Annotated in this window: 17 protein-coding genes; 10 read left to right on the forward strand and 7 right to left on the reverse strand. The window is 59.2% G+C overall.

Annotation, left to right across the window (positions count from 1 at the left end; translation table 11 throughout):
- The first annotated feature begins 300 nt into the window (after nt 1–300).
- Nucleotides 301–573 carry a nucleoid-associated protein HU-alpha gene (gene hupA, locus BN1117_RS09470; RefSeq protein ID WP_005340484.1) on the forward strand — a complete coding sequence of 91 codons (273 nt, stop codon included), beginning with the start codon at nt 301–303 and terminating at the stop codon, nt 571–573.
- Nucleotides 574–717: 144 nt separating this feature from the next.
- Here hupA and BN1117_RS09475 read toward each other — a convergent pair whose 3' ends face one another.
- From BN1117_RS09475 to BN1117_RS09485, 3 genes are all read right to left on the reverse strand, one after another.
- The gene (locus BN1117_RS09475) at nt 718–1,161 is read right to left on the reverse strand and encodes a PACE efflux transporter (protein ID WP_052441470.1); all 444 of its coding nucleotides are present in this window, start codon (nt 1,159–1,161) and stop codon (nt 718–720) included.
- Nucleotides 1,162–1,322: 161 nt separating this feature from the next.
- Nucleotides 1,323–2,180 carry an alanyl-tRNA editing protein gene (locus BN1117_RS09480; RefSeq protein ID WP_040096818.1) on the reverse strand — a complete coding sequence of 286 codons (858 nt, stop codon included), beginning with the start codon at nt 2,178–2,180 and terminating at the stop codon, nt 1,323–1,325.
- A 114-nt stretch (nt 2,181–2,294) separates the two neighbouring features.
- Entirely contained in the window at nt 2,295–3,518 is a 1,224-nt protein-coding gene (locus BN1117_RS09485; protein WP_040096820.1) for an Nramp family divalent metal transporter, read from the reverse strand.
- A 237-nt stretch (nt 3,519–3,755) separates the two neighbouring features.
- Between BN1117_RS09485 and rpsF the strand changes: the two genes are divergently transcribed.
- The 4 genes from rpsF to BN1117_RS09505 all read left to right on the forward strand — a co-directional run bounded on the left by rpsF (nt 3,756) and on the right by BN1117_RS09505 (nt 5,744).
- A complete protein-coding gene (gene rpsF / locus BN1117_RS09490) occupies nt 3,756–4,142 on the forward strand; it encodes a 30S ribosomal protein S6 (protein ID WP_005308887.1) in 387 nt (128 codons plus the stop codon).
- Between the two features lie 30 nt (nt 4,143–4,172).
- The gene (gene rpsR / locus BN1117_RS09495) at nt 4,173–4,403 is read left to right on the forward strand and encodes a 30S ribosomal protein S18 (protein ID WP_005308890.1); all 231 of its coding nucleotides are present in this window, start codon (nt 4,173–4,175) and stop codon (nt 4,401–4,403) included.
- 52 nt (nt 4,404–4,455) lie between these two features.
- Nucleotides 4,456–4,902 carry a 50S ribosomal protein L9 gene (gene rplI / locus BN1117_RS09500; protein ID WP_040096822.1) on the forward strand — a complete coding sequence of 149 codons (447 nt, stop codon included), beginning with the start codon at nt 4,456–4,458 and terminating at the stop codon, nt 4,900–4,902.
- Between the two features lie 101 nt (nt 4,903–5,003).
- Entirely contained in the window at nt 5,004–5,744 is a 741-nt protein-coding gene (locus BN1117_RS09505) for a ferredoxin--NADP reductase (RefSeq protein WP_040096823.1), read from the forward strand.
- Between the two features lie 49 nt (nt 5,745–5,793).
- Here BN1117_RS09505 and BN1117_RS09510 read toward each other — a convergent pair whose 3' ends face one another.
- Nucleotides 5,794–6,144, reverse strand: coding sequence for a hypothetical protein (locus BN1117_RS09510; RefSeq protein ID WP_040096825.1), 351 nt, complete (start codon nt 6,142–6,144; stop codon nt 5,794–5,796).
- 19 nt (nt 6,145–6,163) lie between these two features.
- Nucleotides 6,164–6,460 (reverse strand): hypothetical protein, encoded by a 297-nt coding sequence (locus tag BN1117_RS19015; RefSeq protein ID WP_082032582.1) that lies wholly within the window; start codon nt 6,458–6,460, stop codon nt 6,164–6,166.
- A 255-nt stretch (nt 6,461–6,715) separates the two neighbouring features.
- On the opposite strand from BN1117_RS19015, the gene BN1117_RS09520 reads away from it, so the two are divergent.
- A complete protein-coding gene (locus BN1117_RS09520; protein WP_040096829.1) occupies nt 6,716–7,714 on the forward strand; it encodes a hypothetical protein in 999 nt (332 codons plus the stop codon).
- Nucleotides 7,715–7,721: 7 nt separating this feature from the next.
- Here BN1117_RS09520 and fos read toward each other — a convergent pair whose 3' ends face one another.
- Together fos and BN1117_RS19440 are read right to left on the reverse strand one after the other, a co-directional pair.
- Nucleotides 7,722–8,123, reverse strand: a complete 402-nt coding sequence (fos, locus tag BN1117_RS09525) for a fosfomycin resistance glutathione transferase (RefSeq protein WP_040096831.1) — start codon at nt 8,121–8,123, stop codon at nt 7,722–7,724.
- Nucleotides 8,124–8,159: 36 nt separating this feature from the next.
- Nucleotides 8,160–8,327, reverse strand: coding sequence for a hypothetical protein (locus tag BN1117_RS19440; protein WP_005308905.1), 168 nt, complete (start codon nt 8,325–8,327; stop codon nt 8,160–8,162).
- Nucleotides 8,328–8,383: 56 nt separating this feature from the next.
- Here BN1117_RS19440 and BN1117_RS09530 point away from each other — a divergent pair, with 56 nt between their 5' ends.
- From BN1117_RS09530 to gshA, 4 genes are all read left to right on the forward strand, one after another.
- Nucleotides 8,384–9,361: an NADP-dependent oxidoreductase gene (locus BN1117_RS09530; RefSeq protein WP_052441471.1), complete on the forward strand. Its 978-nt coding sequence runs from the start codon at nt 8,384–8,386 to the stop codon at nt 9,359–9,361.
- Nucleotides 9,358–9,795 carry a YqaA family protein gene (locus tag BN1117_RS09535; RefSeq protein WP_005340498.1) on the forward strand — a complete coding sequence of 146 codons (438 nt, stop codon included), beginning with the start codon at nt 9,358–9,360 and terminating at the stop codon, nt 9,793–9,795. The genes BN1117_RS09530 and BN1117_RS09535 overlap by 4 nt, the downstream gene beginning before the upstream one ends.
- Nucleotides 9,796–9,822: 27 nt before the next feature.
- Nucleotides 9,823–12,636: a M16 family metallopeptidase gene (locus BN1117_RS09540; RefSeq protein WP_040096835.1), complete on the forward strand. Its 2,814-nt coding sequence runs from the start codon at nt 9,823–9,825 to the stop codon at nt 12,634–12,636.
- Nucleotides 12,637–12,697: 61 nt separating this feature from the next.
- Nucleotides 12,698–14,296 carry a glutamate--cysteine ligase gene (gshA, locus tag BN1117_RS09545; RefSeq protein WP_040096837.1) on the forward strand — a complete coding sequence of 533 codons (1,599 nt, stop codon included), beginning with the start codon at nt 12,698–12,700 and terminating at the stop codon, nt 14,294–14,296.
- Nucleotides 14,297–14,368: the final 72 nt, after the last annotated feature.

The raw sequence follows: 14,368 nt of genomic DNA on the forward strand, positions 1-14,368 counted from the left end.
GAGCCGTTTGAGCAGTGACACAACCTATAACTAGGGAAAATCTGACCAAGCGTCAATAGCTATGCGGGGATATTGTTAAGTGGCGAAGAAATAGACGGTTGATGGTTTCCCTCTACTTGCAACTTTCATTGCAGCTTTCAGGCCGGTTCGGTTTTTTTCCGGGATGGAATGTGACTATTTTCGCAGATCTTGATGAAAACCCCAGCGTTTGACGCGTTCGGCTCGATAAAGGCTTTGCCTGTGTGTTTTTTTTTGCATAGAGTGACCCAGCGCTAAATGCCCGATCATAAAGGAAATGTTATGAACAAAGCTCAACTTGTCGATGCGATTGCCGCCAAAGCAGATCTGAGCAAAGCTCAGGCCAAAGTGGCTCTGGAAGAGATCATCAATGGTATTACCCAGAGCTTGAAAGAAGGCGATGCTGTGCAACTGGTCGGTTTTGGCACCTTCAAGGTTACCCACCGCGCAGGCCGCACCGGTCGTAACCCGCAAACTGGTAAAGAGATCCAGATTGCTGCTGCCAACGTGCCTTCATTCGTGGCTGGCAAGGCGCTGAAAGACGCCGTCAAGTAAGTCCGAAAGTCTGTTTTGTCCAATGCCAGTCAGCTTGCTGACTGGCATTGTTTTTATGGGATTTTCCCATCCTTCCGGTTTTAGTGCTCCTTGGCTTTTCCTGCCTGTTCTGTTTCTTCTGTCAGCCTTGTTGCGGCTGATGCCTTATGCCGTCAGGGGGCTGGATGGCAGCGGCCAGATCCGCTCATAGGCCCAGGTAAAGACCATGATGTAGACGAGGTAGAAGGCGACGAAACCGAGATCCAGCATCAGGGCGTCCCACACTCCCAAATCGAGCCAGAACATGACGCAAGGGAGGGAGATCATCATAAAGCTCGCCTCATAGCCAAATGCGTGCAGGAAGCGGTCCAATGGGCGCTTGTTGGTGCGTCCGCACAGTTTGAGCAACCCCTTGTCGAACAACAGATTCCAGCCGTAGGTCCAGGCGGTGGCGACGATGGAGAAGAAGATGGCCAGCGAACCGACCTCGGCGACGCCCTGACCGAACAGCTGGCTGATCAGCGGTGCGACCAGTGCCAGCCCGATCCCTTCGTAGAGAACCAGATAACGAAGTCGATCCGGGGTGGTGCGCAGTTGGGTACTACTCATGTGATGTGCCTCCTGTGGGAGGCGCATTCTACTCAGCGAACGGTTAAAAAAGAAGCACTTCTGTGCGCCGATTGCCAGAGCTTGATATGCAGAGTCATGATGGTTGCCATCTCTCGATGGCGCCTCTCTATCGTGCTCCCTGGGGGGTTCAGACTGTGCACTCAGGCGCCGGTTGGCGTGACCCGGGTCAGCATGGCAAAGCCCTCTTCCACTTGAGTGAGCTCTACCTTGACCTCTCCCAACTCGGCGAGCGAGGCAACGTGGGTGCCGCCACAGGGAATGGTCACCTCCAGGCCGTCCAGCGTGCAGTGCCAGTAACGGGAATCGATGATCGCCTCGCCAGCGCGGCTGCGGTGGATCTCGCTCCCGGCTGCGATCCAGTCGGCCAGCTGCTGATTGACCTGCTCTTCAATCAGCGCCAGATCTGCCAGCAGCGCCTCGCTGTTGACCCCCTTCTTGCGCAGGCTTTTGCCGATGCGGTACTGCTCGCGGGATCCCATAGGCTCGACCCGCGAACTTTGAATAGCAAGACGATCGAAGTCGGGCTGGCCCAGTGCATCGCGCTCGCTTACCTCCTTGCGCCAGTAGGGAGTTAGTGCTCGATTGAGTGCTAGTGCGGCCAGATGGCAGCCGCTATGGCCCAGACTCAGGGCGTGGCGGGCAGCGCTATCCACTTTCAATTCGACCTGGCTGCCAACGGCCAGCGCGTGGTCACCGGTCAGCGGATGGACCACCACGAAACGCCACCCTTCAGCCCCCCGTTTTACCGGAATCGCAGTATCGACAAACAGCTCGCCATCCGGGCTGATAGCCCCCATCCGGCAAGGGCCAATGGCGGCTTCGCCCCCTTCCCAGCGAGCATGTCCCACATCCCCCGGCTGATCGGGCCAGAGGTGGCTCTGGGGATGAAAAGGGGTGAGGTCGGTGACCAGCAGTGTGGTGTCGCCACGCTGGCAACAGACCACGCTGGCCTGCTCCTGATGATGGCCCAGCACGAAGCTGGCTCGGGTATGTTCCATGGCAAGGCTCCCGCAACGATAAATGAGAAGAGAAAGCGGCAGCATACGCCAAAGTGCGAAAGGGCTCATTAACCAGAGTTAATGAGCCCCTCTTCTTCTCGGTTTTAGGGTTCGCTAGATCATGGCGACCAGCAGATAGGCGTTGAGCCCGATCACCAGCGCAACGATAAGACGGCCTACCGCCTGTGTGACGGGGTGGTTGCGATGTTGCCCCATCAGCGCCCGATCGCCGGTCAGTATCAACAACGGGATCAGGGCCAGCGCGATGCCAAAGCTCAGGATCACCTGACTCAGCACCAGAATTTCAGTGGTGTTGAGCCCCATGGCGATCACCACGAAGGCGGGGGCCATGGTGATGGCGCGACGCAGCCAGAGCGGGATGGTAAAGCGGACAAAGCCTTGCATCACCACTTGCCCGGCCAACGTGCCTACCACGGTAGAGCTGATGCCGGAGGCGACCAGCGAGAGGCCGAACAGGGTGGCCGCAGCTTGCCCCAGCAGCGGAGTGAGGGTCTGGTAGGCGGACTCCAGTTCGGCCACCTGCTGATGGCCGGAGCTATGAAAGGCGGCGGCCGCCATCGCCATCATCGCCAGATTGACGAAGCCGGCGATGGTCATGGCAATGGCTACATCGACCCGGGTGGTGTGCAGCCGCTGGCTGATTGAACCCTGATCCTGTGTGTGCTGGGTCAGCGCCGAGTGCAGGTAGATAACGTGGGGCATCACGGTGGCACCAAGCACCCCGGCAGCCAGATAGACGGCATCACTGTTGGGCAGACCGGGGAAGAGAGCGCCCTCCAGCAGGCTGGGCAGATGGGGGCGGGAGAAGATCAGCTCCACGATGTAGGCCGCCGCGACAAACAACAGCAGGCCGCCGACCACCAATTCCAGCGGTTTCTGACCACGGGATTGCAACATCAGGATCCCCCAGGTCACCACGGCGGTGATACAGGCTCCTTCAAGCAAGGTTACGCCAAGCAGCAGCTTGAAGCCGACTGCGGCGCCGATAAATTCGGCCAGATCGGTGGCCATGGCGATGATCTCTGCCTGCACCCAGTAGGCCCAGACCGCCGGTTTTGGCAGTCGGTCACGGATATGCTCCGCCAGATTCTTGCCGGTGACGATGCCGAGCTTGGCCGAGAGGGTTTGCACCACCATGGCCATCAGGTTGGCCCATACCACTACCCAGAGCAGCTGGTAGCCAAAGGTGGAGCCTGCCTGAATATTGGTGGCAAAGTTGCCCGGGTCGATATAGCCGATGGCGGCGATAAAGGCAGGCCCGAGCAGGGTCAGTTTGAATTTGCGGGCTGGAATCGTTGTCGTCAGTGCGGGTTGCATGGCATTACCCTCCATAAGGATATGGAGAGAGAATAAATCTAAATGATAATTATTATCAATTGTTGTTTCTGATGATTTCCATCGGGAAAAACATTTAAGGCAGTCAGTTGCAGTGGGGGATGTGATTTTGTACAATACGCCGCCCTAGAAAAGCAGCGACTAAACACCATTATGTTCCTTGCCTCCGAGGTCTGGCTGCACCTGGGCGGAGGCTGAATTAATCCGTAAGGAGCTAAAATGCGTCATTACGAAATCGTCTTCATGGTTCATCCGGACCAGAGCGAGCAAGTTCCCGGCATGATCGAGCGTTACACCGGCGCCATCACCACCTCCGGTGGTACCATTCATCGCCTGGAAGATTGGGGCCGTCGTCAGCTGGCTTACCCGATCGACAAACTGCACAAAGCCCACTACGTTCTGATGAACGTAGAAGCAGAGCAAGCCGTTATCGATGAGCTGGAAACCAACTTCCGCTTCAACGATGCCGTTATCCGCAACATGATCATGCGCACCAAGCACGCCGTGACTGAAGTTTCTCCGATGGCCAAGGCCAAAGAAGAGCGCTTCACCCGTCGTGACGACGAGCGCCGCGAAGAAGCTACTGAAGCTGCTTCCGAAGAGTAATTCTGGATCACTGACTAGAGGATAAAGGCCATGGCACGTTATTTCCGTCGTCGTAAGTTCTGCCGCTTCACCGCCGAGAACGTTACCGAGATCGACTACAAAGATATCGTTACTCTGAAAAACTACATCACTGAATCTGGCAAGATCGTACCGAGCCGTATCACCGGTACCCGCGCCAAGTATCAGCGTCAGCTGGCACGCGCCATCAAGCGTGCTCGTTACCTGGCTCTGCTGCCGTACACCGATCTGCACAACAAGTAAGAATCGGCCCGGCACTTAAGCCTAACTCAACGAAATTTATAGAGGAAAGGTAATGCAAGTTATCCTGCTCGACAAAATCGCCAAACTGGGCGGTCTGGGTGATCAAGTCGCTGTTAAAGCTGGCTACGCCCGTAACTATCTGATCCCGCAAGGCAAAGCCGTTATGGCTACCAAGGCTAACATCGAATCTTTCGATGCTCGCCGTGCTGAACTGGAAGCCAAACTGGCTGCCGGTAAAGCTGCCGCTGAAGAGCGCGCTGCCAAGCTGGGTGAACTGGCTGCTGTTGTTATCGCCTCCAAATCTGGCGACGAAGGCAAGCTGTTCGGTTCCATCGGTACCCGTGACGTGGCTGAAGCCATCACTGCTGCCGGCGTTGCTGTTGCCAAGAGCGAGGTCCGCATGGGCAACGTTCTGCGTAACACCGGCGAGTACGAAGTTGCTGTTCAGCTGCACGCTGACGTTAAAGCAACCGTACAGATCCAGGTTGTTGCCCTGTAATAGCGATTCGCTTTTGCAGAGAAAACCCGCGCACTTGCGCGGGTTTTTTATTTTCTGGCCCGGGGGTAGAGTGGAATTCTGTTCCACTGGAGGAGATCCCTATGGCTTGGGTAGAAGGCCGCGTCATCGAACGCATCGAATGGACACCCACCCTGTTCTCCCTGCGGGTAACGGCCGATCTGGCTCCCTACAAGGCAGGGCAATTCACCAAGCTGGCCCTCGAGCAGGGCGATCGCCGCATTCAGCGCGCCTACTCCTTCGTCAACCCTCCCTCTGCGCCATACCACGAGTTCTATCTGGTCGAGATCCCGAGCGGTGAGCTGACCCCTTCCCTCGGCTCGCTGCAAGCAGGCGATACCCTGCTGGTGCAATCCCGGGCGACCGGTTTTCTGACGCTGGACGAAGTGCCCGCCGGGCGCGATCTCTGGCTGCTCTCGACCGGCACTGCCATCGGCCCCTTCCTCTCCATGCTGGCCGATGGGGAAGCCTTCAACCGCTTCGACAATCTGGTGCTGGTGCATGGGGTACGTAAAGGCGAGGAGCTGAGCTATCAGGATTTGATCGCCAGCTTTGCCGAGCAGTATGGCGCGCGCTTTCACTATGTCCCCTTTGTCAGCCGCGAGCTTTGGCCCGATACAATGGCAGGGCGGATCCCGGCGGCGATTGCCAATGGTCAGCTGCAGGCTCGAGTGGGGCTGGAGTTCTCACCCGAGCGAAGTCAGGTGCTGATCTGCGGTAACCCTGAGATGGTGAAAGAGACCCAGCAGACCTTGCTGACGCTGGGGTTGGCCAAGAATTTGCGGCGGTCGCCGGGCAATATCAGTGCGGAGAACTATTGGTAAAACAATCAGCGCAGGGGCGCCAGGCCCCTGCGGTATAAGGAACCGAGGATCAGTTCTTCTTGCCGTTGCCTTTGTTCTTGTCATGATGTTTGTCGTGACCTCGGCCCGGGTTATTGCCGCTGTGGATGCTGCGGTTGTAGTGATCCCGATATTTGCCATCCATCTTGTCACAGTTGAGTTTGATCCTGCTGTCGCCAATGCCAAGATCCAGGCAGTTGTCCTGCCACCAGTCGTACTCGTTGTTATCCCAGTCGAGATTGATCCTGATGTCATCACCGGAGATCTTGATGCCATCGCTATGTTTGCTTGGCGGCGCCGCAACCGCGATGCCGTGCGCCATCAGCAGGGAGAGCAGCAGGGCGCCACGATGGATAATTGGGTTGTGTTTGGCTTGGGTCATCGCAAGGGTACTCCTGTCGTTATTGGCTACTCTGCGAGTTGGCAGGGCGCTGGTTGGTTTGCGGTGGCTGGTTGCGGTTCTCTTCATCTTCCAGATTGAATCTTACCGCCCTGCAATCGGCTGGGGCGGTTGCGCCGACCCCCAGGTCGAGGCAGTCGTTCTGGCTCCAGCCAAACTGCTTGTCATCCCAGTCCAGATTGAATTTAAGCTCATCGACGGAGAATTCGGAGCCACTGCTCTCTTGATATTGCTGTGTCGCTGCGGCGCTGCCGCTAACCAGAAGAAGGGAGAGTAGCAAAGTGGTCTTACTGTTCATGATGGCCTCGGATAATTGCAACGGTGGATGAGTGTACAGAGCGGAGCTGAACCCGGGCGGAACTGTTCCCCATCTCACTACATGATCAAGTCAGGGAGGGATTGTATCGCTTTTCTGCTGCCGATTTGTCCGTTTTGGTCGCACTCTGGGCAGCTGGTTGCCAATCTGAAGGAATTCAGTCATTTGCCCTTCTCTGGGCGAGTCTGGCGACTATAATCGGCAGCCAACTTTTCCTGAACAGCACACCCCTTCATCATGACTACACAGGACTCCTCTGCATTGCGCTACCCCAAGGGGTGGTTTGCTCTGATCACGGTATACAGTTTCACCGGGCTGGCCATTCTGGCCTCCATCATCTTCTCCCTGTTGTTGTTCCTCTCCATCGATGACAACCCGTTGATGAAGTGGTTGTTCGGCGGCCTAGCCATCATTTTCGAACTGGGTAAATTTTACGTCTGGTATGAGTACGGCGAGCGCAAGGCGCGGCGGGATCTGAGTGGTGCCTTCTGGTCGCTGCTGTTTTACAGCGTGCTGGCGGCCATCTCCATCGGCGGCAGTATCGGTGGTATCAACAGCGCCACCAACACGGTATTGAGCCAGCAGGCGCGCCACGAGCGGGAGCTCGCCCGTTTTGACGAGCAGATTGCCAGCATCGAGCGGCAGATCCAGCTCAATGAGGAGGCGGCCCGCAAATATATCGAGCTGGAGCGCATCTCCAGTGGCGTCTCCTCGTTGCAGCATGCCAACACCAAGCTGCGCTTGCAGCAGGATGAGCTGCGTCAGCAGCGCGATGCCAAGCCGGTCAACGAGCAATCTTCCATGCTGGGGTTGATGAGCAGTCTGGCGGACGGGGTGGGGATGAGCATCAGTCAGGTGCAGTTCCTGCTGGTCTGCTTCCTCTCGGTGCTGCTCGACGTGTTCGGTGCCTTCTTCGTCAGCCTGATCGGTGAAGAGAACCGCTTTCGCCGGATATGGCGCTGGCAGCGGGATCATGCTCGCAGAGAGGCGCAGGAAGCGTTGGCGATGGCAACCCAGCCCGAGCCCATGATGCCCCCAGAGCCGGCCCCCGAAGTGCTGGCGCAGGTGCGCGGTGCGCTGATGAGTGGTGAGCTAAAGTGCAGCAAGCGCTCGGTGGCACAGGCGCTGTCACTCTCGCTGGAGGAGGTGGATCGGGTGTTCCACCATTTGCTGTCGCAAGGGGTGCTGGGGCAGGGGAGCAATCGCCACTATCACCTGCGTACTGACAGCGATTGAACCTGTTTTAATCGAACCAGACGAGGCCCTCATAAGGGCGTGTCTTGAGTGAATCGAGGCGGCTGGCAAGGTCGCCAACATGGATCTCCAGTTGATGGCCGTCCGGGTCTTTTAAATAGAATGAGTCCCCTTCGCTGCTGTTTGTCTTCCACTCTTCGATGCCCGCCTGGCGCAGGCGGGCACAGAACTCGGGGAAGTGTTCCGCACTGATGCTCAGTGCAACATGACTGTAGTCTTTGGCGGGCTTAGCGGAGTCACTGGAGAGGCAGAGCCACAGCTCCCCCAGAGTTAAATAGGCCCCGCGAACCCATCGCACCTTGGGGTGAAAACCGAGTACATCAACGTAAAACGTAAAGCTCCTTTCAAGGTCTCCCGTTGCCAAGGTCAAATGATTCAATCCGCTCAGCATTGTTGCTCCCTTTATCCGATATCAAACGCGTAACCATTAATGGGTCAGCACCATCATCAGGCTGAGGAAGGCAGCTAGTCCGCCACCGATGCCGATGATCCAGTAAAACCCCTTGGCCCCCTGTTTGAGCGGGATGCGGAAGTAGAGTAAAAATGCCCACCAGCCCAGTGCGAGTAGCAGGGGAATAAGAAACATTCGAGCCATGGTGTCCTCACTGTTATGCTGTTGACCCTTCATCACTCAACAGGATGGATCGTGCAATGACGCAATTACAGATTACCGCATTTGGCGACCCCTCGGTACTCAAGCTCAACCCTTCCCTCGACAAGATGCCTGCCGACGGCGAAGTGCGGGTGCACATCTGCTTTGCGGGGGTCAACCCCATCGATGCCAAAACCCGCGCAGGTCTTGGCTGGGCGGCGGCCCAGAACAAGGACAAGCTGCCCTGGACACCGGGTTATGACATCTCCGGCGTGGTGGAGAAGGTGGGCCCCGGGGTGACCTCGCTGGTCGAGGGGGATCGGGTGTGCGGCATGGTCGGTTTTCCCCTCACCGCTGGTGGCTACGGGGAGTCTGTGGTGGCAAGCGAGCGCGAGTTGGTCAAGCTCGACGAGGTGAGCCTGCAGCAGGGGGCGGCGCTGCCGCTGGCCGGTCTTACCGCCTGGCAGGGGCTGCTTGAGCACGGCGGCCTCAAGAGCGGTCAGCGGGTATTGATCCTCGCCGGTGCCGGGGGGGTCGGCCATCTGGCGGTGCAGTTTGCCAGCGCCTGTGGCGCCGAGGTGGCGGCTACCGCCAGCCCCGATAACCATGGCTTCCTGCACGCGCTGGGGGCGCGCTGGATGGTGGATTACCATGATGCGAGCTGGCCAGCACGGGTGGTGGCTGAGGCCGGCCGGGTCGATCTGGTGCTGGATCTGGTGGGCGGCGAGAGCGGCAAGGCGGCGCTCGCCTGCGTCAAGCCGGGTGGCCGTCTGGTGACGGTCCCCACCATCACTGCCCAGCAGATCAAGGATGCAGGGGCTGCAGCGGGTATCGAGGTGGTCGGCATGTTGGTTCACCCCGACCAGAAGCAGCTGGGGCAGATGTTGATGCTGCTGCGTCAGGGGGAGGTGAAGGTCACCCTTGCCGGTGAGTTCCCCCTGGCCGAGGGGGCGCTGGCCCATCAGGCTATCGAAGGGGGCCATGTGCGCGGCAAGTTGCTGCTGCGGATGCCTGTGGTTGACGGCCTACCCGGATGAATGGCATTACCGAGATGGGGCTGGGGTGGCTCTTTTTAAGCGCCTTCACCTCAGCCACCCTGCTGCCCGGTAGCTCCGAAGTGCTGCTGGGGGCCATGGCGGCCAAGGGGGAGTGGAGCATGGCGAGCCTGTTGCTGTGGGCGACGCTGGGCAATACCCTCGGCTCCATGACCACCTGGTGGCTTGGATGGCTCGCCACCTTCAAGAAAAAACCGGAAGATTTTCAAGGCCGTGGGGAACAAAAAGCCTTAGGCTGGCTCAAACAACATGGTCACTGGTGTCTGCTGCTTGCCTGGACGCCGGTGGTCGGTGATGGTCTCTGTCTGTTGGCCGGTTGGCTGCGCCTCTCCTTCTGGCGCTCTCTCATTTTGATCGGGCTCGGCAAATTGTTCCGTTATGCCCTGGTTTTTCTGCTGGCCAGTCACATTTTCTAGCCTGTTTTTGTCACTCACGAGGTTACCGTGAACAAAGTCATACCTTTAACGATTCTGCTGGGCTTCACCCTGCCGGTGCTGGCGGCACCGACCCTGATTGCCGAACAGGGCAAGGAGGAGGGCAAGCTCGCCATCCCCTACCAGATGTACAAGCTGGACAACGGCCTGACCGTGATCCTGGCCCCCGACCGCTCCGATCCCTTGGTGCACCTCGATGTGACCTATCACGTCGGTTCATCCCGCGAGACGGTCGGCAAGTCCGGTTTCGCCCACTTCTTCGAGCACATGATGTTCCAGGGCTCGAAACATGTCGGTGATCAGGAGCATATGCGGATCATCAACGAGGCCGGCGGTACCATGAACGGCACCACCAACAAGGATCGCACCAACTACTACGAGACAGTGCCAGCCAACCAGCTGGAGAAGGTGCTCTGGCTGGAGGCGGATCGGATGGGCTTCCTGCTCGAGGCGGTGAGCCAGAAGAAGTTCGAGATCCAGCGCGCCACCGTCAAGAACGAGCGGGCCCAGCGGGTCGATAACCGGCCTTACGGCCTGGTGAGCGAGAAGGTGGGGGAGGCGCTCTATCCGCGCACTCACCCCTACTCCTGGCAGCCCATCGGTTACGTGGAAGATCTTGACCGGGTCGATGTAAACGACCTCAAGCAGTTCTTCCTGCGCTGGTATGGCCCCAACAACGCCACTCTGACTCTGGGCGGCGACTTTGACAGCAAGCAGGCTCTCGCGTGGATCGAGCAGTACTTCGGCTCCATCCCGCGCGGCCCGGAGGTGGCCGAGCCGACACCACAGCCGGTGACCCTGCCCGAGACCCGCTATGTGACGCTGCAGGACAAGGTGCACCTGCCGCTGCTCTATATCAGCTATCCGACCGTCTCTCTTGGCGATCCGCAGGAGCCGGCGCTCGACATGTTTGCCGACGTGCTGGGCGGTTCCGCCAGCTCCATGCTCTACCAGTCGCTGGTGAAAACCGGCAAGGCGATCGATGTGGGGGCGTCCCACTACTGCGAAGAGCTGGCCTGTACTCTGACCGTCTACGCCTACCCCAATCCGTCACAGGATGGCAGCCTCAAGACCCTCAAGGGGGAGGTGGACAAGGTGATCGGCGAGTTCGCCCAGCGCGGCCTCAAGCCGGAAGATCTGGAGAAAGCGATCGCCAAGTACCGCGCCTCTGCCATCTGGGGTCTGGACAGCGTCTCCGGCAAGGTGAGCCAGCTCGCCATGGGTCAGGTGTTTGCCCAGGATCCCAACTATGTGTTCAAAACCCTCGATGCCATCGGCAAGGTGACACCGGAGCAGGTGAAGGCTGCCTACGACAAGTTCATCGCCGACAAGCCGGCGGTGGTGCTCAGCGTGGTGCCCAAGGGCAAGACAGAGTGGCAGGTTGCCACCCCGAACTTTACCCCCGCCAAGCGCGAGCTGCCGGATTACAGCAAACATGACGAAGCGCTGGCCGAACGACCGGTCAAAGACAATTTCGATCGCAGTGTGCAGCCCAAGGCGAGCGAGGCGGTGAGCGTCAAGGTGCCCGCCATCTGGCACGGCAAGCTCGACAAGAACATCGAGATCATCGGCACCAAGAGTGACGAGATCCCCGCCGTTTCCATCATGATCGCCCTGCCGGGTGGTATTCGTGCCGAAGATAAAGGGCAATTGGGGCTGGCCAATCTGACCGCCGCCATGATGGGCCAGGGATCGGTGCGCCTGACCGAGGGACAACTGAGCGACGAGCTGCAAAAGCTGGGATCTTCCATCGATGTCTCCAGCGCCCAGTACAACACCCTGGTCACTATCAGCTCGCTGGCGGACAAGCTGCCCCAGACGCTGGCGCTGGTGCGCGAAGTATGGGAGCGCCCGGGCATGCGGGAGGCGGACTTCGAGCGGGTCAAGGCGCAACTGCTGCAGGGGATGAAGCAGGCCCAGCAGCAGCCCGAGTGGCTGGCCGGGCAGGCGTTTCGCGAGCTGGTCTACGGCAAGCAGAACCGTCTCGGTCAACCCTCCGACGGGGTGCCGGCCGATGTGGCCAAGCTGACCCTGGCGGACGTGAAGCACTTCTATCAGGCCTACTACAACCCCACCAACGCCAAAGTGGTGGTGGTCGGTGATGTGGAGCAGAAGCAGATCGAGGAGCAACTTGGCTTCCTGACCCAGTGGAAGGGGGCCACGCCGACTCTGGGGGATCTCAAGCTCAAGGGTGAGCAGGCCAAGCCGGGTATCTATCTGGTCGACAAGCCGGGGGCACCCCAGTCGGTGATCCGCATCGGCCGCCGCGCCATGCCGTTCGATACCACGGGGGATTACTTCACCGCCGGGCTGATGAACTTCAACCTGGGTGGCAACTTCAACAGCCGCATCAACCTCAACCTGCGGGAAGACAAGGGCTACACCTACGGTGCCAGCTCGGGTTTCTCCGCCAACCGCGAGGTGGGCACCTTCGCCACCGGCGCCAACGTGCGGGCCGATGCGACCGTCGATGCCATCCGCCAGTTCCTCAAGGAGATGGACAACTACCGCAAGAGCGGCCCGACCCCGGTCGAGCTGGCCTATATGCGCAGCGCGGTCTCCCAGCAGGATGCCCTCTCTTACGAGACCTTGGGCCAGAAGGCGGGCTTCCTGCTGCAGATGGTGATGTATGACCTGAAACCGGACTATGTGCAGGCTCAGAACAACCTGATCAAGACGGTGTCGCCCGAGGTGCTGAAGGCCAGTGCCGCCCGTTGGCTCAATCCGGCCGACATGGTGATCGTGGTGGTGGGAGACAAGCAAAAGCTTGAAAAACCCCTGCAGGAGCTTCATCTTCCCATCTATCCGCTGCAGTTGCCGTAACTGACGCTTTATAAAAATCAAGAGCCGCCCCTGACGGGGTGGCCTCACATGAGCCGTGAATATGACTACAACAAGCTTGTCGCTCACCGAGTTGCTGAATGCGTTGGGATCACCGGAGCGCCTCACCGCGCTCAAGGGGATCCGGCGCGGGATCGAACGTGAATGCCTGCGCATCACGCCGGATGGCCGACTCGCCCAGAGTGACCATCCCCGGGCGCTGGGCTCGGCCCTGACCCATCCCAATATCACCACCGACTACTCGGAGAGCCTGCTGGAGTTCATCACCCCGGCCACCGACTCCATCGGTAGCCTGATGGAGCAGCTCGGCGACATCCATCACCATGTGATTCAGCATCTGGGTGACGAGCGGATTTGGCCGCTCTCCATGCCCTGTTTCGTCGGCGGGGAAGAGAGTATCCGGCTGGCCCAGTACGGCAGCTCCAATATCGGCAAGATGAAGACCCTCTACCGCCAGGGCTTGAAGAACCGCTACGGCAGCCTGATGCAGGTGATATCCGGGGTGCACTTCAACTTCTCCATGCCCGACAGCTTCTGGAGTGAGTGGCAGGATCTGGTGTGCGAAGGGTGCTGTAGCCAGCGCTTTATCTCCGACAAGTACATGGGGCTTATTCGCAACGTCTACCGCTTCGGCTGGCTGGTGCCTTATCTGTTCGGTGCCTCTCCGGCCATCTGCGAATCCTTCCTCCAAGGGCGCAACAGCAAGCTGCCGTTCGAGAAGACCGGCAAGGGTACCCTTTATCTGCCTTACGCCACCGCGCTGCGTCTCTCCGATCTCGGCTATACCAACAGCGCCCAGGCTGGGCTCAAGATCAGCCACGATAATCTGCCGGCTTATGTCAGCAGCCTGCGCCGCGCCATCAACACTCATGATCCTGACTTTGCCAAGATCGGGGTCAAGGTGGATGGGGAGTATCGTCAGCTCAACGACAATGTGTTGCAGCTGGAGAACGAGCTCTACGCCCCGATCCGCCCCAAGCGCACCCCGCGCAGTGGCGAGAAGCCCTCGGATGCGCTGGATCAGCGCGGCATCGAATACATAGAGCTGCGCACCGTGGACGTCAACCCCTTCACCCCGCTCGGCATCGACGCAGACCAGATCCGCTTCTTCGACCTGTTCCTGGTCTGGTGCCTGCTGCGCCCCTCTCCGGTGCTGAGTGACGAAGAGGTTGCCCGCAACCGCCGCAACCAGAACAAGGTGGTGCTGGAGGGGCGTCGCCCCGGACTGACCCTGGAAGATGAGCAGGGCAATGCCATTGGCCTCAAAGAGTACGGCCTCAAACTGTTCGACGAGCTGGCTCAGGTGGCCGAGCTGCTGGATCGCTGCTGCGGCCGCAACCGCTATCGCGAGACGCTGGCGATGCACCGTGAGAAGCTGCTCAACCCCGAGCTCACTTACTCCGCCCGCATGCTCAAGGAGTTGCTGGAGAGCGGCAAGGACAATGGCTGCTATGGCGACAAGCTGGCGACCCGCTATCGCGAGGAGCTGCTGGCAGGGGAGCTGCAGTATTGGGATGAGGCCTACTTTGCCGGTGAGGCGAAGGATTCGCTGGCCAAGCAGCGTGAACGCGAGCGTAGCGACAGCCAGTCGTTTGACGACTTCCTGGCCGACTACTTCGGAACCTGTACCACCACGGCCTGAAGGCGGGTTCGTACCAACCAAAGTGCCAACAAAAAGCCGCTCGAGTGAGCGGCTCAGATTGCTGAAGAACCC

The sequence above is a fragment of the Aeromonas australiensis genome, from assembly GCF_000819725.1.
GTDB classification, from domain to species: Bacteria; Pseudomonadota; Gammaproteobacteria; order Enterobacterales; family Aeromonadaceae; genus Aeromonas; species Aeromonas australiensis.

What these genes read in the sequence shown, in the direction of transcription:
- BN1117_RS19440 (WP_005308905.1), bottom strand. Translation starts at nt 8,327, where the DNA reads ATGGCTCGAATGTTTCTTATTCCCCTGCTACTCGCACTGGGCTGGTGG.
- gshA (WP_040096837.1), top strand. Translation starts at nt 12,698, where the DNA reads ATGACTACAACAAGCTTGTCGCTCACCGAGTTGCTGAATGCGTTGGGA.
- BN1117_RS09505 (WP_040096823.1), top strand. Translation starts at nt 5,004, where the DNA reads ATGGCTTGGGTAGAAGGCCGCGTCATCGAACGCATCGAATGGACACCC.
- fos (WP_040096831.1), bottom strand. Translation starts at nt 8,123, where the DNA reads ATGCTGAGCGGATTGAATCATTTGACCTTGGCAACGGGAGACCTTGAA.
- BN1117_RS09480 (WP_040096818.1), bottom strand. Translation starts at nt 2,180, where the DNA reads ATGGAACATACCCGAGCCAGCTTCGTGCTGGGCCATCATCAGGAGCAG.
- rpsR (WP_005308890.1), top strand. Translation starts at nt 4,173, where the DNA reads ATGGCACGTTATTTCCGTCGTCGTAAGTTCTGCCGCTTCACCGCCGAG.
- BN1117_RS09475 (WP_052441470.1), bottom strand. Translation starts at nt 1,161, where the DNA reads ATGAGTAGTACCCAACTGCGCACCACCCCGGATCGACTTCGTTATCTG.
- BN1117_RS09535 (WP_005340498.1), top strand. Translation starts at nt 9,358, where the DNA reads ATGAATGGCATTACCGAGATGGGGCTGGGGTGGCTCTTTTTAAGCGCC.
- BN1117_RS09530 (WP_052441471.1), top strand. Translation starts at nt 8,384, where the DNA reads ATGACGCAATTACAGATTACCGCATTTGGCGACCCCTCGGTACTCAAG.
- hupA (WP_005340484.1), top strand. Translation starts at nt 301, where the DNA reads ATGAACAAAGCTCAACTTGTCGATGCGATTGCCGCCAAAGCAGATCTG.
- rpsF (WP_005308887.1), top strand. Translation starts at nt 3,756, where the DNA reads ATGCGTCATTACGAAATCGTCTTCATGGTTCATCCGGACCAGAGCGAG.
- BN1117_RS09485 (WP_040096820.1), bottom strand. Translation starts at nt 3,518, where the DNA reads ATGCAACCCGCACTGACGACAACGATTCCAGCCCGCAAATTCAAACTG.
- BN1117_RS09510 (WP_040096825.1), bottom strand. Translation starts at nt 6,144, where the DNA reads ATGACCCAAGCCAAACACAACCCAATTATCCATCGTGGCGCCCTGCTG.
- rplI (WP_040096822.1), top strand. Translation starts at nt 4,456, where the DNA reads ATGCAAGTTATCCTGCTCGACAAAATCGCCAAACTGGGCGGTCTGGGT.
- BN1117_RS09520 (WP_040096829.1), top strand. Translation starts at nt 6,716, where the DNA reads ATGACTACACAGGACTCCTCTGCATTGCGCTACCCCAAGGGGTGGTTT.
- BN1117_RS19015 (WP_082032582.1), bottom strand. Translation starts at nt 6,460, where the DNA reads ATGAACAGTAAGACCACTTTGCTACTCTCCCTTCTTCTGGTTAGCGGC.